We start from the raw sequence: 21403 nt of genomic DNA on the forward strand, positions 1-21403 counted from the left end.
AGCTTGACAAATAAAGGGTTAAGGAATATAATTAGATTCAGTATTATACAAGGAGTTAATAAATATGCGGCAAGGTATTCTTAAATAAACTGTCAATTTGATAGTGGGAACAAAAAGTAGCAGTCCCGTTTCACTTTTAATATGGGGCTTAGTTTTTTGTACCCAGTTTAAGAATACTTTTATCATGTAATTTTATATGCCCGAAAACATATAAGTGTTTTGGGGCTATTGGAGTTATTTACCCAGTGATAGGAGTATTTATCACTGGGTATTTTTATGCCCTTTTTTGGGTGTTGATAGGAGGAAAATCACATGAAAATAATTAACTTAGGCATTCTGGCTCACGTTGACGCAGGAAAGACAACATTAACGGAGAGTTTATTGTATACCAGTGGTGCAATTGCAGAACCAGGGAGCGTAGATAAAGGCACAACAAGGACAGATACAATGAATTTGGAGCGTCAAAGGGGAATCACTATCCAGACAGCAGTGACATCTTTTCAGTGGGAGGATGTAAAAGTCAACATTATAGATACGCCAGGCCATATGGATTTTTTGGCGGAAGTATACCGTTCTTTATCCGTATTAGACGGAGCAGTATTATTAGTTTCTGCAAAGGATGGCATACAGGCACAGACCCGTATACTGTTTCATGCACTACAGACAATGAAGATTCCGACAATTTTTTTCATCAATAAAATTGACCAAGAGGGGATTGATTTGCCAATGGTATATCAAGAAATGAAAGCAAAGCTTTCTTCGGAAATTATAGTGAAGCAAAAGGTTGGGCAGCATCCCCATATAAATGTAACGGACAATGACGATATGGAACAGTGGGATGCGGTAATTATGGGAAACGATGAACTATTAGAGAAATATATGTCAGGGAAACCGTTTAAAATGTCAGAACTGGAACAGGAAGAAAACAGGAGATTCCAAAACGGAACGTTATTTCCCGTTTATCACGGAAGTGCTAAAAACAATCTGGGGATTCGGCAGCTTATAGAAGTGATTGCCAGTAAGTTTTATTCATCAACGCCTGAAGGTCAATCTGAACTATGCGGGCAGGTTTTTAAGATTGAATATTCAGAGAAAAGGCGGCGTTTTGTTTATGTGCGTATATATAGCGGAACATTGCATTTGAGGGATGTTATTAAAATATCTGAAAAAGAGAAAATAAAAATCACAGAGATGTGTGTTCCGACAAACGGTGAATTATATTCATCCGATACAGCCTGCTCTGGTGATATTGTAATTTTACCAAATGATGTTTTGCAGCTAAACAGTATTTTGGGGAACGAAATGCTGTTGCCGCAGAGAAAATTTATTGAAAATCCTCTCCCTATGCTCCAAACAACGATTGCAGTAAAGAAATCTGAACAGCGGGAAATATTGCTTGGGGCACTTACAGAAATTTCAGATGGCGACCCTCTTTTAAAATATTATGTGGATACTACAACGCATGAGATTATACTTTCTTTTTTGGGGAATGTGCAGATGGAAGTCATTTGTGCCATCCTTGAGGAAAAATACCATGTGGAGGCAGAAATAAAAGAGCCTACTGTTATATATATGGAAAGACCGCTTAGAAAAGCAGAATATACCATCCACATAGAAGTCCCGCCAAATCCTTTCTGGGCTTCTGTCGGGTTGTCCATAGAGCCGCTCCCTATTGGAAGCGGAGTGCAGTATGAAAGCAGAGTTTCACTTGGATATTTAAACCAATCGTTCCAAAATGCGGTTATGGAGGGGGTTCTTTATGGCTGCGAGCAGGGGCTGTATGGATGGAAAGTGACAGACTGTAAAATCTGTTTTGAATATGGATTGTATTATAGTCCTGTAAGTACCCCCGCAGACTTTCGGCTGCTTTCCCCTATCGTATTGGAGCAGGCTTTAAAAAAAGCAGGGACAGAACTATTAGAGCCATATCTCCACTTTGAAATTTATGCACCGCAGGAATATCTCTCACGGGCGTATCATGATGCCCCAAGGTATTGTGCAGATATTGTAAGTACTCAGGTAAAGAATGACGAGGTCATTCTGAAAGGAGAAATCCCTGCCAGATGTATTCAAGAATACAGGAACGATTTAACTTATTTCACAAATGGGCAGGGAGTCTGCTTGACAGAGTTAAAAGGATACCAGCCAGCTATTGGTAAATTTATTTGCCAACCCCGCCGCCCGAATAGCCGTATAGATAAGGTTCGGCATATGTTCCACAAGTTAGCTTAACAGCTTGCAAAAGTCATATAAAATGAGATTTGAAAGGATTAGAGACTAATTATGATGAAATGCGAATGGATATTGTGTCCTGTTTGTGGGAGCAAAACCCGTAATAAAATTAGGAAGGACACTGTTTTGGAGAATTATCCCCTTTATTGTCCAAAATGCAGACAAGAAAGCTTGATTAAAGTTGACAACTTGAAGATAACTGTCATCAAAGAGCCAGACGCTTAAGACGCAGAGCCGATGAAATTGTGGAACAATTCACGAATCATCGGCTCTTTTTGTTTCGTATTTGAAAGAACAAACTCACCAAATAAAAAAAACGATATTCGGGTGGGTTATTTTGTTATACCCTAAATTACCCTCTGAATTTGTTTTTAAATTTGGAGGGATTTTTTTATGTTCTTTTTTCGGGCGGTTATTCATCTGCTCATACGAAGTAAAATTTATCAATACATAGCATATCAGAGAATGGCAGGAAACCAGTTAAAAAAATTTCTGCCAGTGCAGCGGTACTTCTCACCTTGAAAGTGGAAGTACAATCTCCATACAACAGAATTTGTATTTCCCATAACCGTGAAGGTCACAGAGCCTTTGCGGTTTTTCTTTTGTCGTTTTTTGTTGGAAAGTGCCGCAGGGCTGTTTCTGGTGTGCGTTGCCGCTCCCCGCCTCTCCATCTGGATTTTTACATTTCAAAAATTCAGATTGGAGGTATTAGCGGTGAAATACGCACCAAGAAAAGTATATATCAAAGAAAGCGGCGGCTATGTGGAACTGTCCTATACGGATTTCTGCCGCCGCAGGCAAGCCGACAAGGGATATATGGACAAGCTGTTTATCCCCGTCCAAGGTTGTCTGCTTGAAGTCGTAAGGGAGCAATATGCGGACTTCTACCGTGACAGGGAGCGGTGGCGTTACCTGCAAAAATTAGATGCGAGGAACAGCCTGCTATCTCTGGACGGATTTACGGACAGCGAGGGGAATCCTCTGGACTTTATCGCTGATGAAGCGGCGGACATTGCGGAAACCGTTGTCAATGCTGTTATGGTGGACAGGCTGAAAGCCGCCCTGCCTTTGTTGTCGGATAGTGAGCAGGAGTTGATACAGGCAATCTTTTTTGACGGACTTTCCGAGCGTGAAGTCGGGGCGAGGTTAGGCATAACCCAGAGCGTTGTGAACAAACGCAAAGCCAGAATCCTAAGAAAACTAAGAAAGATAATAGAAAATTAAAATTTAAGGCGTTCAGCCCCCTTGTTTTTTCCTTTGGGAAAATGAGGGGGCTTTTCTCTGCCCTCTCAATCAATTCTGATTGGAGGAAGAAAGAATGGCATACAACCACGGACGGGAGGACAGGAAATGGCGTATCTGGAAAGAAGCGGAGGAAAAGCTGCTGCGTGAGTGCGGCGTTGATGAAGTGACCATTGAGCAGATACGCATAGCGGACAGGGCAGACTTCAATTCCAACAGGCGGTTTTACCGATGGACGAATGACGTTGCGGAATACCTTGAGGACATGGCAGACAGGGAGCGGCAAGCGGAGGTGAATACAGTTGCGGAGTTACTGGACGAGATTGAGAGCGAAAATCTCTATCAAGTATTAGTCACGGTGGACGGGCGTACCTTGAAAATCGTCCTGCTGAAAATGCAGGGGTATTCCACAAAGGAGATTGCCCCACTTGTGCATTTGACGACTGGTGCCATCTATGCGAGGTTAGACCATCTGCGGAAGAAGCTTCGGAAAATTTTGTAAGCGTCTAATACATCCCATTATTCTGCGGGCTACTGGGTGGGGAGTGGAATCTCCCCGCTTATTTTTGGCAGGAGGAAAACGGGATGGCATATAAAGCTAAGGCGTACACGCTTCGGGAGGAATCCACGGAAAGCGGTATAAGGTATTTTATCAGTTTTAAGGACGGGCAGGGGGAACACCACGAACTGGAAGTATCCGAGCAGTTATTCTTTGAATTTCGGCAGATGGAACGCAGGAACAGGAATCTTCTCCAATGGGACGAGCGGCACAGGGAGTTTTCGGAAGTATGGGACGAAACGCTGAACAGGCGGGCGTTAAAGCTGCCTAAGAGCATTGAGGAACAAATGATTGAAGCAGAACGGGCGGAACTGCTCTGTAAGGCGGTTGACAGACTGCCAGAGATACAAAGGCGACGTTTCCTGCTCTACTACGAGTATGAGTTCAATTTTTACCAAATCGCCGCTATGGAGCATTGCACCGCTTCTGCAATACAGAAATCCGTTGCTGTTGCAAAGAAGAAAGTAAAAGCGGAAATGAGGAAATATCTCCAACCATGACCGACACCGCCCGAAAAAGAAATCTGTTTTTTATTTGTGTGGGATTGGCGGTATTACATACTCTCACTTTTTTCGTGGGAGTAAATCTATTTTTAAGGAGGTCAACGCCTATGTGCAACAAAAACAAGATAACTGCCCGAAAGGAGGAAACCCATGCAGAAGTTACAGACAGTCAACGCCGAAACGCTCCTTTATGAGCCGCTTGAGAAGCCGTCCTTTGTGGTGGACAGCCTTATCCCCACAGGCTTGTCGCTGTTCTGCGGCTCACAGAAGATAGGCAAGAGCTGGCTCATGCTGAAGCTGTGCTTATGCGTGTCGCAGGGAATCCCCTTATGGGACATGACGACAATGGAGGGCGATGTGCTTTACCTCTGCCTTGAGGACACGTTCTGCCGCATACAGGACAGGCTGTTCCGTTTGACGGACGAAGCGAGCGGGCGGCTTCATTTTGCCGTGGCAAGCTGCAAGCTGTCAGACGGTCTTATCGTGCAGCTTGAGGATTATCTGAAAGACTATCCAGACAGCAGGCTCATTGTCATTGATACCTTGCAGAAAGTCCGTACAGCTTCAAAAGACAACGCCTATGCAAGCGACTATGGGGACATCTCCCTAATCAAAGATTTTGCCGACAGGCACTCTCTGGCGGTCATTGTCGTACACCACATCCGAAAGCAGAATGACAGCGATGTGTTCAACAAGGTGTCTGGGACGACAGGCTTAACGGGGAGTGCGGACGCTACCTTTGTTCTGGAAAAGGAGAAACGGGCATCTGACACCGCCAAGCTGTATGTAACGGGCAGGGACACGCCCTATCAGGAATACACGCTCCGTTTCCGTGATTGCAGTTGGGAACTTGTGGAGAGGAAAACGCAGGAGCAGCTTGCGAAAGAAACGATACCAGATGTCCTTTTTCGGTTGGTGGATTTTATGAGGGATAAGGAAGAATGGGCAGGCACGGCAACGGAGCTGTTAGCCGCTATGGGGGAAACGGAAACCATACCCACGGTGATTACGAAATGGCTGAATGAATATCACACCACATTTTTAAGCGAGAACCGTATCTGCTACCAGTACAGCCGCAGGAAAGACGGCAGGCAGATTGCCCTTGCAAGGAGGGCGGGTGACAGCGGTGACGGCGGTGACAGCGATATTGGGATACCCCCTGTTACTGTCATTGACGCTTAAAGCCATGTAAAGTTGGCGGCTCTGCCCTGCGGGTGACAGCGGTGACGGCAGTGACAGTGATTTTAGGATACCCTGCCGCTGTCATCCCTACGGGAGAACACCCCGCAAACGCAAAATGCAGGCGTGGGATTCACCCGCCCTTTTCGGGCGTGTAAAATCACCCCTGCGGTCAGAAAAATCTCTCCGATTTTTCCGACTGCGTTTACAGGGTGTAACACACTACACTTTGCCCTGCAAAGAGCCGTGTGCCAGACGTTCCCTCTGGACTCCCTTATGGCAGGTCTTACGCCCTGCTATCCTACGCCTTGCGGCTTCGGATAAAAGAACGGCGGCATGACGGTTACAGCTCTTGCGAGGGAGTATCCCAAAAACACCGTCACCATCGTCATGACCGTCATGCAGGGGATAAGGGTGACAGTTACGGCAATCGGCAGGGGGCATCCCAAAACTGCCGTCACCACCGTCACCGCTGTCACCCAAAGGGCAGTTACCCGCCGAAGAAAGGAAGATGATGGATTATGCCCTATGCAATCCTGCGTTTCCAGAAACGCAAAGCGGGCGGCGTTGCGGCTTGCGAACGCCACAACGAGCGGAAGAAAGAAGCCTACAAAAGCAACCCAGATATCGACATGGAACGCTCTAAAAATAACTATCATCTTGTCGCACCGCCAAAGTACACCTATAAGAAAGAGATTAACCGAAAGGTAGCCGAAGCAGGGTGCAGGACAAGGAAAGACAGCGTGATGATGGTGGAAACGCTCATCACGGCTTCACCAGAATTTATGAACCAGTTACCGCCCGAAGAACAGAAAGCGTATTTTACGATGGCTCTGGATTTCATTTCGGAGCGTGTCGGGGAGCAGAATATCCTCTCCGCAGTCGTCCACATGGACGAGAGAACGCCCCATATGCACCTCTGCTTTGTGCCGATTACACCAGACAATAAGCTGTCCGCCAAAACAATTTTAGGCAATCAAAAGAGCCTGTCGGAGTGGCAGACCGCCTACCATGAGCGGATGTCCTCACGTTGGAATCAGCTTGAGAGAGGTCAATCTTCGATGGAAACCAAGCGGAAACACGTCCCCACATGGCTCTATAAGTTGGGCGGCAGGCTTGATAAGCAGTATGGGGAAATCGTGTCTGCCCTGTCCGACATCAACGCCTTTAACGCAGGGAAAAAGCGTGACAAGGCTCTGGAACTGGTTGCCGCATGGCTGCCCGAAGTGGAGAAATTCTCTAAGGAAATCGGCAGACAGCAGGCGTATATCGACAGCTTAAAGGAGCAAATCGGGCAGGAAGCCGACTATGCAGGGCGTATGCGTGATGAAAAGTACGAGCAGGAATTAAAGGTGCAGAAAGCCAACCAGAGGATATTTGAATTGCAGAGAACCAACGAGCAGATGGGGCGGCTGCTCTCAAAGATACCGCCAGAAGTGTTGGAAGAATTACAGAGAACAGGCAGAAACAAATCAAGAGAAAGGTAAAAAGTGAATGAAGAAACAGGATTTTAAGGTGTTAAAGACCAAAGATTTATACCCGTTTCCCGACAATCCGTTTCATGTTGTGGAGGATGAAACGCTGTCAGAGTTAGCGGAAAGCATCAAGGAATTTGGCATTGTCACGCCGATAATCACATGCCCGAAAGAGGACGGGAACGGTTATGAAGTGATTGCGGGGCAGCGGCGTGTCCGTGCGTCCGAACTTGCAGGTATAAATACCGTGCCTGCATTTGTCCTGCCCTTAGACCGTGACCGAGCCATCATCACCCTTGTAGACAGTAATTTACAGCGTGAAAATATCCTGCCATCGGAGCGGGCGTTTGCCTACAGGATGAAATCCGAAGCCATGAAGCGGCAGGGTTTCCGCACAGACTTAACTTCGTCACAAGTTGTGACGAAGTTGCGGACGGACGACAAAGTGGCACAGGGCTTCGGCGTGGGCAGGATGACCGTCCAGCGTTTTATCCGCCTGACGGAACTGATACCGCCGATTTTGCAGATGGTGGACGAGGGGAAAATCGCCCTCACACCTGCGGTGGAACTGTCCTTTTTGAAGAAAGACGAGCAGGAAAATCTCTTTGCCACGATGGAGAGCGAAGAAGCAACGCCCTCACTCTCACAGGCACAGCGGATGAAAAGCATGAGCCAGAGCGGGCAGCTTGACATGGATATGATATTTTCCATTATGACGGAGGAAAAGGGAAACCAGAAAGAAACCTTGAAAATCAACACAAGCAAACTGAAAAAATACTTTCCGAAGGACACAACGCCGAAGCAGATGGAGGAAACCATCATCCGACTTCTGGAACGTGAGTTGCAGAGAAAACGGAGCAGGGACAGCCGCTAACCTTCTTTTTTCGGGAAGTAAATGCAGGAATTTGGAACAGAAGAAAGACAGAATTTTAAGGAGAATGAGGTAAGGAATGAAAGAAATCCAGTATGAGATTGTAAAGGAAATCGCCGTATTGTCTGCGAGTGACAGCGGCTACACAAAGGAAATCAATCTTATTTCATGGAACGGGAGAGAGCCGAAATATGACATCCGCAGCTTTTCCCCGAACCGTGAGAAGTGCGGAAAGGGTATCACGTTGAACGCTGATGAAGCAGCGGCACTCCTTGAAGCATTACAGAAAGAAGTAAACAGCGGGGATTGATGGTATCTGATTGACAGGGCGGGGCGTTTCCAGACGTTCTCCTGCCCTGTCTGGAAAGGAAGATTTAAGTATGGGCGAGGATAGGAAAACAACTGGAAGAAGAAAGCGTATTGTGCCAAAAGGGCAAGTACAAATGATTATCAGTCGAGAATATATCGGCACACAGACCGTTGCAGAAGCGTTTGTCCCGATTATCTCCGAGGATATTCGGAAGAAGATTGCCGAGGGCGACACCTTCGACAATGAGGGGCTGTCCGCTTAGAATGTACGCAATGGAACATGAAAACGTTAGGACAGATATGGAGGTTTTACAGTATGGCAGGAATAAGAACGGAGAACAAGATTTATGAAGTCGGCATTTACTGCCGCTTATCAAAGGACGATGGCACGGATAACGAGAGTGCGAGCATTGCGACACAAAAATCCATCCTCACGGATTATGTGAAAAGGCAGGGATGGCATTTAGCAAAAACGTATGTTGACGATGGCTACTCTGGAACAAATTTCCAAAGACCAAGTTTCCAGAATATGATTAAGGACATTGAAAACGGGCTGATAAACTGCGTGATTACAAAAGATTTATCCCGTCTGGGGAGGAACTATCTTGATTGTGGGTTATATCTGGAAGTCTTTTTCCCAGAGCATAACGTGAGGTATATAGCGGTCAATGACGGCGTGGACACCTTAAACAAATCCGCTATGGACATCACGCCTTTCCGCAACATCCTAAACGAAATGTATTCTGCCGATGTGTCAGTCAAGATAAAATCGGCGTACCGTGCGAGGTTTCAGCAGGGGAAATTCATGGGAACAACAGCCCCTTATGGCTATGTCAAAGACCCTGCCGACCACAACCATCTGCTGATAGATGACAAAGTTGCCCATGTGGTAAGGGAGATATTCGACCTTGCGTTAGCGGGCAACGGCATCGCCAAAATCCGCAAGCACATCAACAAACAGCATATCCTACGCCCTGCCGCTTATGCGGTGGAGCAAGGGGCAACAGGCTATGAGCGGTACTTTGAGGATAACGAGGAAAACCGTTATATTTGGAGCGAGAACAGCGTGAGGGGCATTTTAAGAAGCCCGATATATGCGGGCAACCTTGCAGGCTACAAGCGGATTGCAGCCAACATGAAAAGCAAGAAACGCCCCTCTAAGCTGCCCGAAGAATGGGAAGTGATACCAGACACCCATGAGGGGATAGTCACGCAGGAGGAATTTGACACCGTACAGCAGCTTATGACGAGCCGCAGGCGGGAGCAGAACGCAGGGGGATTTGAGAATATCTTTTCGGGCGTTATCAAGTGTGCGGACTGCGGCTATGCGATGCGGGCGGCGAGTGCCAACAGGAGGAAACGCCCCGACATCATCGACTGCGTACAATACACCTGCAATAATTATGGCAGATATGGCAATGTTATGTGTACCGCACACAGCATTGAAGCGAGGGACTTATTCAATGCCGTCCTTGCCGACATCAACCGCTTTGCGGATATGGCGGTCAATGATGAAAAGGCGGTCAGAGCCATAGAAAGGCGGCTCACGGAAACAGACCAGAGCAGGGCGAAATCATTAGAGAAAGAAAAGAAGAAGCTGAACAAACGCCTTGCGGAGCTTGACAGGCTGTTTTCCTCTCTCTATGAGGACAAGGTAATGGAGCGTATCACGGAGCGGAATTTTGAGATGATGTCGGGGAAATACCAGAAAGAGCAGCTTGAAATTGAAGCACGGCTGAAAGAGGTAACGGAAACGCTCAATGACAGCTATGAGAAATCGCAGGGCGTGAGGGACTTTCTATCCCTAATCCGCAACTATCAGGGGCTGAAAGAGTTGGACGCAACCATCATAAACGCACTCATAGACAAGATACTTGTTTCGGAACGTGAGAAACTTGCGGACGGGACAGTAAGGCAGGAAATCAAGATTTACTATAAATTCATCGGCTTTGTCGGTGAATTACATATCACACCCACAAAGCGGTGGACGGCGTTAAAGCCTAAAAATTGTACGGTGTGCGGTGTTGAATACGTCCCCAGCTCTGGAATATCAAAGTATTGTCCCGCTTGTGCTAAGAGGATACAGAGGGAGAAATCAAACGAGAGCAAACGCAGGAGTAGGGAGAGGAACCGAAGGGCATGTATTGAACTGTCCGCAAAAAATGACCGACTGATCTGGAGCAGAGGGAAGGGCGTATTATCCGGCAGGGCAACCATAACAAAATAGTACAGATCTTCCGGTATGTAACAGAATCCACATTTGACAGTTATATGTGGCAGCTGATCGAGAACAAACAGAAATTCATATCACAGATTATGACAAGCAAGGCTCCGGTACGAAGCTGTGAGGATGTGGATGAAGCGGCTCTTTCCTACGCAGAGGTAAAAGCTCTTGCAACCGGTAATCCGGCGGTGAAGGAGAAAATGGAATTGGATGTAGATGTGGCAAAACTGAAACTGTTAAAAGCCAACCATATGAATAATCAGTACCGGCTGGAAGATGACATTGCCCGGAAATTTCCACAGCAGATCGCAACGCTGACAGAAATTATTGACAGCTATCGGGTAGATATCGCCCATTATCAGGAACACAAGATTCCAGATGCAGACCATTTCTTTATGGAAATCAGCGGTAAGGTATTTACTGACAAGAAAGAAGCAGGAACCGCACTTCTGGCAGCCTGCAAGGAGATACAGTCATTGGATACCGCCATGGATGTTGGAAATTATCAGGGATTCAATATGCGGGTTCAGTTTGACAGCTGGAGCAAAGCATTTTACCTGTCAATGAAACATGAATCGGTATCGAAAATTCAGCTTGGAGCAGATACACTGGGCAATATTACCCGTATCAATAACTTGTTGGAAAGTTATCCGGAAAAGATGGCAGAAGCGGAGCAGAGACTGGAGACGGTACAGGAACAGCTGAAAAGTGCAAAAGAAGAGGTTGGCAAACCGTTTCCAAAAGAAGCCGAACTGAACCAGATGATGGAAAGGTTATCTGAGTTGAATGCTTTATTAAATATGGATGAGCCGGAAGACTCAGGCAAAGAAATAAATGCAGCTGAACCAGAAGAGAAGCGTGTACGAGGTTCGATCCATGAAAAACTACAGGTTTATAAAGAAGCGAAACGAGACGGAAGTGAAAAAAGCCAGGGAAGCCGAAAGCATGACATTGGCTTGGAATAAATAATAATCAGAAATGGCATAATCCGGGAGAATAGGAAACTCCTTTGGTTATGCCATTTTTCAATATGACAGGAGGAAGTAATATGGTAATGAACAGGATCATGGGAAAAGAAGCAAAGAAAATGCAGGATTACGCAAGAGAACAGATTGAACGGGCAGAGCGAAGGGGGATTTCCTTCCCAGAGGATGTGAAAGAAGATATTTTCCGATATGCAGACCTGATCGGAGAGGAAGACAAGGTAAGAAGCCTGGTAAGAAATCTTGCAAGAGCAACGGAAGCGTCACAGGAAGAACGGGTGAATGATATCCTGTATGGTGCAGAGATGGAAATCCGGGATTTACCGGACGAGACGATTGGAAGACTGGAACTGTTGGATTATGGTTATACGGCAGACGATATGGTTCCATTAAGAAAAGAGGCAGCATTGGAATACCATCGGACAGGTTCTAAGATTTATTGTCTGGAAAGCGATGGCAGCAAAGGAGAATATGCAAGCCGGGAAATGATTCAGGAACACGATGGCTTATTTGGTATGGAAGTGCAGGAATGGCAGAGACGAAACGATTATGACAGAGAGGATGATTATAATTATGGCGAAGATTTTGGAAATCCGCTGCAGGAACCAATGCGTGTGGTTGACCGGGACGAAGCATTAAGATTCTATGATGCAGGAGCAAATATTTATCTGATTACAACATTTTCACGCCCGGTACCCGCCATCGAACGAATGGAGATTGAACGAGGACCGGAGCATTACCAACTGCCATCCACGGAATGGGAGCGTTTTCATAACCTGGAATGGGAAATGAAGAAATATCCGCAGATTCAGTCATTAAGAGAAGCAGATCTTCTTCTTGGAACAGGACGGTCTTTTGGTATTTATCAGATTCGTGATGGTTCTGCAGGAGAAGCCTACGCATTTATGAATATGAACTTCATTGAAAGCCATGGGATACAGATTCGGAAAGAAGATTATGAACTGGTTTATACGGCAGAACGGACAGGAAATATGTCTCTGGGTGATATTTTTGAACAATTTAACATCAACAGACCGGCGGATTTTCGGGGACATTCTCTGTCTGTCAGTGATGTGGTTGTTCTGAATGATAACGGTCATGTGACGGCTCATTTTGTAGACAGTATCAGTTTTCAGGAAATCAATTCTTTTCTTGATTTAGAAGAAATATCCTTAGATGAGCTGGCATACGAAGTAGATGAACGGTATTTTGCAATCCAGACGACAGAAGAAGGGTATGATTATTCCTTTTACGATGAAAATTTCCGTCTGATTGATGGTGGTGTCTATGAAAATTCAGAACAGTCTATGGAGGAAGTTGCGGATATCCTCTTGAATGAAGAGGGATGGACAGGGGACAGAATCCGAGGAGACTATGACAAACTCATGGAAAAAGTGGAGGAAGTAGAAGCTGCGGTGATGGCAGAAATCCAAAACAGTCAGGGAGAGTATAAGCCGCTTGCGAAGGTAGAAGAACTGGAAGAAGCCAATTATAACATGATTGATAATGTACTCAACAATTTGCCGCCGAAGAAAGAACCTTATCTGGAATACTATGCTGCTGAATGCGACGAATTTCATGATATGGGAGCTTATGAGAAAAGCACAGATGTGAAAGAAATCGCAGCAATCTACGAGAAGTACAGAGAAAATCCGGAAAATGCTTATAAAGGCAGTGGAATGGGGATTATCTATCGTGATCCAGAGGACAGCCTGTTTGATGAAGCGGAGATTCGGATTGTAATGGGAACAACAATACACGGTGATTTCCTGGATGATGTGCGGTTTTTAAGGGATCAATCGGTGATGCGTGAAGGTTTGGAGAAGATTCGTGAAGCATTGCCAGATTATAAATACATCCCGATTCAGGATGAGCGTGAGGCAATGTATCCGGAAAAAATGACAACAGAAGAATTGGCTGCAGCACTGGATGAAATTGCGGAAGATTTTGATCCGTATGACTATCGGGACCATGTAGAGCCAGGGCAGGACACCATACAGGAAGTTATGCTGGATCTGCAAAGTGGAAATATTGGCTCTTATATTGCTTATTTGAAAGATATCGTGGAGGAAGAATGTGAGCAGTCTGTACGTGCAGGGGTATTGATAGAACGGTTAAAGTTCTATGAACCGGATTTATCCTCAAATATAGAACCTATGGTCTATGTAAATTACTGTGAAAAAGAAGAACTGGCAAATCCACGCTGTCAGAAATTATCTGATCTGGACTCCAGGACTGCACAGCAGGATAAGGAGTGGTACGCAGAACGTAATCCGAGAACTAATGAGCCTACTATGACAGCCCAGATGTTTTTTACCATATATTATGCGGAAAAAAGCGACAAGATGCTACGGCAGTTTAAAGGTAAAATTGATATTGGAACAGGAAATGGCGGTATTATAAGCCAATTAAAACTACAGAATGAGTTGCGGCTTACAGATGATAGCTGGATCAGATATCAGAAAAATAAGGGAAATGAAGAGTTCAAGAAGTACATGGAAGATCTGACTGATATGCAGGACCATGTGCTTCCATATCTGCAGAGCTTTTGCAGTCTGGAAGAAAAAGGTGTACAGGAGCGAAGAGAACAGCAGATTGCAGAAAAACAGGACAGTATGGTTGGAGTAGCCAGAACAGCTACAGAGATGAAAATGGAAAATACGAAGACTGCAGGGAAAGGGACTTCAATTAAACAGTCAGAAGTGAAGAGAGCAAATGTAAAAATAAAGAAACCGTCCATTCATGAACGATTGGAAATCAATAAGAGGAAAATTCAGGAAAAGCAGGGAAAAGATAAGGCGGAGAGAGGAGCTGATCTGGGTGTAAGATAGAAAAGAAGAGCCAGAAGTCATAAAAGATGGCTTTTGGACTTGCTTTGATGGTTAACAAATGGGAATGATAGTGTGGCTTCACATTGATAAACAATAGAAATACGTGTATAATAAAACCAGTATTTCGGCCTATAGCGCTGTTTATTGGCATTGAAACTATGAAATGTTTTTAAGTGAAAATTAGGCAGATAAACAAGCGATTATGTCAATGATAGGTTCCTTGTGCTTAGTAGAGCAGGAATTATTACAACAGTATAGATGGAGAAAGAAAAATGATAACAGGAAGTTTAAAGAATAAGATCAATAGCATATGGCAAGATTTTTATAATGAAAACATGGCACAAACGGCAGAAATAGTAAATCAGCTGACGACGCTTATGTTTATTAAGATGCTTGACGATAAACAAAATGCTATAGAAGCACAGGCTGCTGTTTTGGGAATTGAACCTCAGGAGAGTGAATTGACTTTTCTAAAGGGCGATTATAAGTACAAGGAATTTATAAATGGGAAAGAACAAATTGTGTTTACGATTCCATATAAAGAATTAAGGTGGAAAAATTTCAAAAATTTAAATGGAATGGATTTAGCGGATAGGATAAAAAATTACGTTATACCTTTCATAAAAGATCCAAATAATAAATCTGTTGGTAAATTTGGTGAGTATGCGAAAAAATATACTTTTGGATTTGATGATAAAGAGAGATTGCTGACATCTGTAGTGGATAAGCTGTCGGATGAAGAATTGAACTTTACGAATACAGATCTAATGGGGGATGTGTATGAGTATATGTGTGGAAGCGGTGTGTCAGGACAGTTTAGGACACCAAGGCATATTATAGATATGGCCGTGGAAATGATGAAACCTCGAATCGGTGAAAAAATTATTGATCCAGCAATGGGAACAGCAGGCTTTATTGTAGAAGCTGCGAAATATATCCAGGTTCATCAACAGGATGAATTAATGAATGTTGAGAATAAGAAAATATTTAATGATGAAATGTTTTATGGATGTGATAATGATACAAATATGTCACGTATTGGATACATGAATTGTATCCTTCATAATATCAAAAATCCACAGATAACTATGGATTCATTACTCGAACATGAGAATGCAAAAGAGTATATGGAAAAATTTGATATAGTATTACAAAATCCCCCGTTCTCTGGTAGTCTGGTCGAGGAAGCTACAAATGCTAAATTGTTAGCTATTACCAAGACAAAGAAGACAGAATTGCTTTTTGTGGCATTGATGCTTTCATTGATGAAAGTTGGTGGAAGGGGAATGTCAATCGTACCAGATGGGGTATTGTTCGGTGGCGATAAGGCACATATGAGTTTAAGAAAAGAATTGATTGATAATCAAAAACTTATAGGTGTTGTTTCTATGCCAGATGGTTTGTTTAGTGCTCCAACTAAAAAAGGATCTGCTTCGAAAGGAGCGAATGTAAAAACTTCATTTTTGATTTTTGAAAAAACAAACAAGTGTAGAACTGATTATGTTTGGTTTTATGATATGAAAAATGATGGGTATACGCTAGACGCGAAAAGGACACCTGTTGCTGGTTCTGATATCCCGGATATAATTGATAGATATAATGACCTTGAAAAGGAAATGACTAGAAAGAGAACAGAACAGTCTTTTATGATTCCGGTTGAAGAAATTAGAAAAAATGGATATGATCTGACAATAAAAAGATATCAAAAATATGAAAGAATAAAAATGAAATATAGAGAGACAAAAGACATAATGGCGGAGATTAAGGTCTCTGTTGATTTAAGCAAATGTTTAATGGAAAAAATCAAGGAGTGTTTATAATGAAATACAGAACACTTGGTAAGTACATTACTGAATATTCGCAGAAGAATAAGCGTAATATAGAATATCCCGTATATAGCGTTACAAATAGAAATGGATTTTGTACAGAATATTTCAATAAGGATGTGTCGAGCAAGGATAAAAGCACATACAAGATAGTTCCTCATGGCTACTTCGCATATAACCCGTCAAGAATAAATGTAGGCTCAATAGATTGGCAGAATTGTGAGGAAAACGTTATTGTCAGCCCATTATACGTCGTATTCAAATGTTCAGATGATTTGAACCAAGATTATTTGAAATATTTTCTTAAGTCTAAAGATGGGCAACAGATGATAGAAAGAAAAGTTTCTGGATCAGTTAGGAACAATCTGAAGTTTTCAGCATTGGCTAGTTTTGAATTTAATATTGGGACGCTCAATGAACAGAAAATAATTGTATCGAAGTTAAAAATAATTGAGAAAGCGATTGAAAACGAAAAAAAGCAAATCGAATTATATGATGAACTAATAAAATGTAAATTTATTGAGATGTTTGGTGACCCAATTTCTAATCCTTATGGGTGGAAGATAGTAACATTTAATGATTGCTTAGAAAATATAGAAAATGGAAAAAGTTTTGTATGTGCTAGTGAGGCAAGGATTGACAATAAACCTGCAATACTTAAACTTAGTGCTGTTACATATGGAATTTATAAACCTGAAGAAAATAAGGCAATTATAAATGAAGAAGATTTTATAGAGAGCGCTGAAGTGCATAAAAGTGATTTGCTTTTTACTAGAAAGAATACACCGGAACTTGTTGGAATGGCTGCATATGTGGAGTCAACTCCTATTAAGTTAATGATGCCAGATTTGTTATTTAGACTAAATACTAAAAATAATTGTAATAAAATTTTTTTATGGAAATTGATCAATAATGATTTATATCGAAGCCGAATTGAAAGTGCAGCGAATGGTTCGGCTAAGTCTATGTCAAACATTTCGAAGGAACGATTAGGAAAATTACAATTTCCTTTACCCTCTATTGAACTTCAAAATCAATTTGCGGATTTTGTACGAACTGTAGATAAATCAAAAGTAGAAGCACAAAAGAGAGTTGACTTATATGAAGAATTACTAAACAAGAAGATGAGCGAATATTTCATGGATTAGGAGGCGATATAATTGGCACGCAATGAAAAGGAAACAAGGGAGCAAATTATTGATCCTAAATTAGTGCAAGCAGGATGGGACGTTCTTAAAATTAGGAATGTAATAGAAAAAGATAAAGCGTGTATAGAGACTCCTGTAAAGGGCATGCCAATATCAGCAGACAATTCAACGGGAAAAGGATATGTGGATTATACTTTGTTTGGGGACGATGGAAAGCCATTAGCTCTTATAGAGGCTAAAAAGGCAGTTGTTAATGAAGAACAGGGGCGGGTACAGGCTTGTTTATATGCGGATTGTCTTGAAAAACAATATGGAATAAGACCTGTAATATATTACACTGATGGGTATTCAATTAGCATGATAGATGGCGTATATCCTCCTCGCAGAGTATTTGGATTTCATAGGAAAGATGAATTAGAGTATGTGATTCAGAGAAGAAGCAGGCATATTACTGATTCTCAACCCAAACCAGAAATTTGTAACAGATATTATCAAAAAGATGCTATTCGTGAAGTTATTAGGCACTTAGAAAATAGACATTCTCGATCACTTATTGTGTTGGCAACTGGAACTGGAAAGACACGGGTATCCTGTGCTATTTCTGATATTTTTATTCGAAATAATTATGCAAAAAGAATACTATTTTTGGCAGACAGGAAAAATTTGGTTAAGCAAGCTAAAGAAGATACATTTGAAAAATTTCTGCCTAAAGTACCGATGGCTATGATTCTTGAGGGAAAGGTACAGGGCTCAAAGGAAGCGAGAATTATATTTTCGACATATCAATCGATGTTGTCAATAATTAAAGATACTTCAAAATGTCCTTATGGGGTGGGCCACTTTGACTTAATTATTGTTGATGAAGCACATAGAAGCTTATTTAATAAGTATGCTGAAATTTTTGATTATTTTGATGCTTTAATGATTGGATTGACTGCAACGCCAAGGAATGATATACATAAGTCAACGTATAGAGTGTTTGATTTGGATAATCAGGAACCAAATTATGAGTATGATTTGGTAAAAGCAGTAAAGGATGGATTTCTTACATATTATCGAGCATTAGATAGAACTCCGGATATTTTAAAAAATGGTCTTACATATGAAGAACTGTCAGAAGAAGATAAAGAACAATATGAAGAGTTGTTTTCAGAGGATGACGGTACAATTCCAGAGAGAATAGAAGGAAAACAATTTTATTCTTATATTACCAATATTGACACTATCCGGGAAGTATTGCGAGATCTAATGGAAGAAGGAATTAAAGTTAATGGTGGCGATTTGTTGGGGAAAACCATTATTTTTGCAAGAGATCATAATCATGCAGTATTAATAGAAAAGGCGTTTAGAAAGATGTACCCTGAACTGTGTAATAAAAATGCAGTAAATGGTGTTGATTATTGTGTTATTATTGATAATAAGATTAAATATAATGATGTCCTTCAGGATGAATTTAAATATAGGCAAGGCATAAGAATTGTGATATCTGTAGATATGATGGATACAGGTGTTGATATTCCAGATGTAGTAAACTTGGTATTTTTTAAGAGGATAATGTCAAAAACAAAATTTTGGCAGATGATAGGTCGAGGGACAAGATTGTGTGACGAGGCGAATGTATTATCACCATCTAAGTCATATTTTGAACGCTTGACAAATGATAAGGAACGAAAGGATTATAAAGAAAAACAAGGATTCTTAATTTTTGATGTTTGCAATGTTTTTCCGTTTTTTAAAGAAAATCCCGATGGTAGAGAGGATAAGTCGGATGCTGTTCTTTCATTGAACCAAAAGATTTACATGGAAAAAGTAGCTCTTTTAAAGAGTATGCAAAATAATAGAGAAAAGTTGTCCGAGAATGAGAGAACATATCTGAACGATTTGAAAAGTTCTTTAATTGCAGAAGTTAGATCACTGAATGTGAATTATATTGGTGTTCAGAAAAATTTAAAATATGTTGAGAAATATTCTAAAACGGAGAGCTGGAATAAGTTAAATCAGCAGATATATTTAGAAATCAGGAAACATATAGCACCGAATATAACGGGCGTAATTGATTTGGAAGCATCTAGATTGTTTGATTTACTGTGCTATAAATTTTCAGCAACAAAATTTCAAAAAAGTAATACGTTTTCATCTACAGCGAAGGCAATCTATGTGATAGCAGCATACTTATTAGACAATAAATTACATATTTCGGAAGTGAAAGCACACAAGGAAACATTAGATTATATTGTGACTAATGAGTTCTTAACAAATACCAATATTGTGAAAATGGATGAAATTCGATTGGACATTCGTGAGCTGATGAGGTTTATTGAAAAAGTGGTAATGGACCCAATAATTTCAGATTTTGATGATAGAATAGATAAAACAAATGATGCGGACGATGAACCAGTTGATTTTACGGTAGATGATTTTAAGTCTTTAAAAGAAAAAGTTGAATCTTATATAAAGAAGCATGATAATGATGCGCTTGTGTATCAGGTTATGAATTTTGAGAAACCTACACCTAATGCGATTCGTGGATTTAAAGCTGAGGTGATGAAGTTCGCAAAAGATGAGAATGAGTATGAAGAATTGTTTGAAGAAGAGGCTAAAATACCTGTATTTGTGAGGAAAATTACCGGGATAAGTCAAAATGCTGAGGAATTGTTTATTCAGTATGAGTCGGGTAAGGGCTTTAATGAGAGACAATTGAAGTATATAATGGAGCTTTTGAATTATATTTCACAAAATGGAAAGTTCGAACGCAAAGATTTGCTTAGAGAAGAACTTAATTTTGGAAGCCTTTTTAATAGTGTAGAAATCAATATGTTACTCAATGATATTGAGAACAGATTGTAAGGAACAAAAGAGGATATATAATAGAATGTTAGAAAGAAATTAAGCATAATGTGCGGCAGATATTATATTGATTCTGACATGGAAAATGAAATTGAAAAGGTAGTGCATGATATAGATCGGCGGATTCATCAGGATCGCTTTCTTGGTGATATCCGCCCAACAGATGTAGCACCTGTTATTGAAATGTCAAATCAGAGATTAAAATTGAATACTTCCAGATGGGGATATCCACTATCAAAGGGGAAAAGTCTGGTTATCAATGCGAGAGTAGAGTCTGTCATGGATAAGCCAGCTTTCCGGGACGGAATTCGATACCATCGCTTACTGATTCCGGCAAGTGGCTTTTATGAATGGAATTCTATGAAGGAGAAGAACATATTTAGCAGATCGGATGAGACGGTATTATACATAGCAGGATTCTGTGATTGGTTTGAGAATGAACGGCGATTCGTGATTTTAACCACAGCGGCTAATGATTCTATGATAAAAGTACATGATCGGATGCCTCTAATTATAGAAAAAGAGCAGTTCACAGACTGGTTTGACAATGACAGAATGGAAGCAATCCTTCACCAGAAACCAGTCATGTTAAAACGCCAAGCGGAATATGAGCAGCAGAGTTTATTCTTGTAACTATATCGGAAGGAAAAAACAAATGAAAATATTAGTAGATGCAGATGCCTGCCCGGTGGTTAATATTGTGAAAACGATAACAGAAAAATATAATATTCAGGTAATACTGTTGTGTGATACCAATCATGTACTGGCATCTGAGCGTAGTGAAGTAGTTGTTGTCGGAGCAGGAACTGATGCAGTGGATTATAAGTTGATCAGCATCTGTCATAAGGGAGATATTGTCGTTTCACAGGATTATGGAGTGGCTGCAATGGCTCTTGAAAAAGGTGCATATGCAATCCATCAATCGGGAAAATGGTATACCAATGAAGATATTAATCAGATGCTTATGGAGCGTCATTTGAACAAAAAAGCCAGAAGGGGTTCTCACAAAAATCATATAAAAGGTCCAAAGAAACGGACAGAAGAAGATAATGAACGTTTTGCCCATTCATTTGAAGAACTGGTGCGTGTGTGCAAATTACGTTCAAACGGAATGCCAGTTCCGCTACTGCGGAACGGCTATTCCATTTTTAACGGTACGAAGTACCGCTAGATG

Annotated in this window: 18 protein-coding genes; all 18 read left to right on the top strand. The window is 41.8% G+C overall.

What is annotated here, in order from left to right:
- The first annotated feature begins 312 nt into the window (after window positions 1–312).
- The 18 genes from tet(O) (at window position 313) to OCV70_RS06550 (ending at window position 21400) form a co-directional block, all read left to right on the top strand.
- The gene (gene tet(O) / locus OCV70_RS06465; RefSeq protein ID WP_000691759.1) at window positions 313–2232 is read left to right on the top strand and encodes a tetracycline resistance ribosomal protection protein Tet(O); all 1920 of its coding nucleotides are present in this window, start codon (window positions 313–315) and stop codon (window positions 2230–2232) included.
- 54 nt (window positions 2233–2286) lie between these two features.
- Window positions 2287–2457 carry a cysteine-rich KTR domain-containing protein gene (locus tag OCV70_RS06470; protein WP_223213393.1) on the top strand — a complete coding sequence of 57 codons (171 nt, stop codon included), beginning with the start codon at window positions 2287–2289 and terminating at the stop codon, window positions 2455–2457.
- Window positions 2458–2946: 489 nt separating this feature from the next.
- Complete coding sequence (locus tag OCV70_RS06475) at window positions 2947–3456, top strand: sigma-70 family RNA polymerase sigma factor (RefSeq protein ID WP_000872511.1); 510 nt, start codon at window positions 2947–2949, stop codon at window positions 3454–3456.
- Window positions 3457–3550: 94 nt separating this feature from the next.
- A complete protein-coding gene (locus tag OCV70_RS06480; protein WP_000323896.1) occupies window positions 3551–3976 on the top strand; it encodes an RNA polymerase sigma factor in 426 nt (141 codons plus the stop codon).
- An 83-nt stretch (window positions 3977–4059) separates the two neighbouring features.
- Window positions 4060–4533 (top strand): sigma factor-like helix-turn-helix DNA-binding protein, encoded by a 474-nt coding sequence (locus OCV70_RS06485; RefSeq protein WP_000323521.1) that lies wholly within the window; start codon window positions 4060–4062, stop codon window positions 4531–4533.
- Between the two features lie 153 nt (window positions 4534–4686).
- Window positions 4687–5718, top strand: a complete 1032-nt coding sequence (locus OCV70_RS06490) for an AAA family ATPase (RefSeq protein WP_001170965.1) — start codon at window positions 4687–4689, stop codon at window positions 5716–5718.
- A gap of 518 nt (window positions 5719–6236) precedes the next feature.
- On the top strand, window positions 6237–7202 hold the full coding sequence (gene mobV / locus OCV70_RS06495) for a MobV family relaxase (protein WP_001145977.1): 966 nt from the start codon (window positions 6237–6239) through the stop codon (window positions 7200–7202).
- Window positions 7203–7209: 7 nt separating this feature from the next.
- A complete protein-coding gene (locus tag OCV70_RS06500) occupies window positions 7210–8064 on the top strand; it encodes a ParB/RepB/Spo0J family partition protein (RefSeq protein WP_247919679.1) in 855 nt (284 codons plus the stop codon).
- 76 nt (window positions 8065–8140) lie between these two features.
- Complete coding sequence (locus OCV70_RS06505) at window positions 8141–8371, top strand: YdbC family protein (protein ID WP_000659121.1); 231 nt, start codon at window positions 8141–8143, stop codon at window positions 8369–8371.
- 70 nt (window positions 8372–8441) lie between these two features.
- Window positions 8442–8633: a hypothetical protein gene (locus OCV70_RS06510; RefSeq protein ID WP_000503424.1), complete on the top strand. Its 192-nt coding sequence runs from the start codon at window positions 8442–8444 to the stop codon at window positions 8631–8633.
- A 53-nt stretch (window positions 8634–8686) separates the two neighbouring features.
- On the top strand, window positions 8687–10597 hold the full coding sequence (locus OCV70_RS06515) for a recombinase family protein (protein WP_262579447.1): 1911 nt from the start codon (window positions 8687–8689) through the stop codon (window positions 10595–10597).
- A 44-nt stretch (window positions 10598–10641) separates the two neighbouring features.
- A complete protein-coding gene (locus OCV70_RS06520; RefSeq protein ID WP_243000466.1) occupies window positions 10642–11559 on the top strand; it encodes a helicase in 918 nt (305 codons plus the stop codon).
- A gap of 83 nt (window positions 11560–11642) precedes the next feature.
- Window positions 11643–14408 carry a YodL domain-containing protein gene (locus OCV70_RS06525; RefSeq protein WP_117855256.1) on the top strand — a complete coding sequence of 922 codons (2766 nt, stop codon included), beginning with the start codon at window positions 11643–11645 and terminating at the stop codon, window positions 14406–14408.
- Window positions 14409–14680: 272 nt separating this feature from the next.
- The gene (locus OCV70_RS06530; RefSeq protein ID WP_117855259.1) at window positions 14681–16228 is read left to right on the top strand and encodes a class I SAM-dependent DNA methyltransferase; all 1548 of its coding nucleotides are present in this window, start codon (window positions 14681–14683) and stop codon (window positions 16226–16228) included.
- Window positions 16228–17382 carry a restriction endonuclease subunit S gene (locus OCV70_RS06535; protein WP_117855261.1) on the top strand — a complete coding sequence of 385 codons (1155 nt, stop codon included), beginning with the start codon at window positions 16228–16230 and terminating at the stop codon, window positions 17380–17382. The genes OCV70_RS06530 and OCV70_RS06535 overlap by 1 nt, the downstream gene beginning before the upstream one ends.
- A gap of 12 nt (window positions 17383–17394) precedes the next feature.
- The gene (locus OCV70_RS06540; RefSeq protein WP_117855263.1) at window positions 17395–20229 is read left to right on the top strand and encodes a type I restriction endonuclease subunit R; all 2835 of its coding nucleotides are present in this window, start codon (window positions 17395–17397) and stop codon (window positions 20227–20229) included.
- A gap of 48 nt (window positions 20230–20277) precedes the next feature.
- Window positions 20278–20862 (top strand): SOS response-associated peptidase, encoded by a 585-nt coding sequence (locus OCV70_RS06545; protein WP_117855266.1) that lies wholly within the window; start codon window positions 20278–20280, stop codon window positions 20860–20862.
- A 22-nt stretch (window positions 20863–20884) separates the two neighbouring features.
- Window positions 20885–21400, top strand: a complete 516-nt coding sequence (locus tag OCV70_RS06550) for a YaiI/YqxD family protein (protein WP_262579450.1) — start codon at window positions 20885–20887, stop codon at window positions 21398–21400.
- Window positions 21401–21403: the final 3 nt, after the last annotated feature.

The sequence above is a fragment of the Blautia acetigignens genome, assembly GCF_025566865.1.
Taxonomy (GTDB): Bacteria; Bacillota; Clostridia; order Lachnospirales; family Lachnospiraceae; genus Blautia_A; species Blautia_A acetigignens.